Genomic DNA, 440 nt, shown 5'->3' on the forward strand with positions numbered 1-440 from the left:
ACCGGTCCTGCGGTGTCCGGGCTGGCCGTGGGCGACCGTGTGATGGGGATCGCCGCGGGCGGATTCGGCCCGGTCGTTGTCACAGACGCGCGGCAAGTGGTGCCGATCCCGGACGGCTGGTCGTTCGCGCAAGCGGCCTCGGTGCCGGTCGCGTTCATGACGGCCTGGTACGGGCTGGTGGAGCTGGCGGGTGCGCGGGCCGGTCAGCGGGTGGTCGTACACGCGGCTGCCGGTGGTGTGGGTATGGCGGCGGTGCAGATCGCGCGCTATCTCGGCCTGGAGGTTTTCGCTACGGCGAGTCCGGCGAAGTGGCCGGTGCTGGCGGCGATGGGGCTGGACGAGGCGCACATTTCCTCGTCGCGGAGTGCTGGTTTCGAGGCGGAGTTCTTGGCTGCCACGGGCGGTGCGGGTGTGGACATCGTGGTGAACTCGCTGGCCGG

General features: G+C 70.9%; 1 protein-coding gene. It reads left to right on the plus strand.

Annotated features, from left to right (window positions below; genetic code table 11):
* Positions 1-440, plus strand: a 440-nt coding sequence (locus tag AC4IJH_RS43730; RefSeq protein WP_490857601.1) for an MDR/zinc-dependent alcohol dehydrogenase-like family protein, incomplete at both ends; no start/stop codon positions are given.

Source organism: Streptomyces sp. UF-297, from assembly GCF_058245575.1.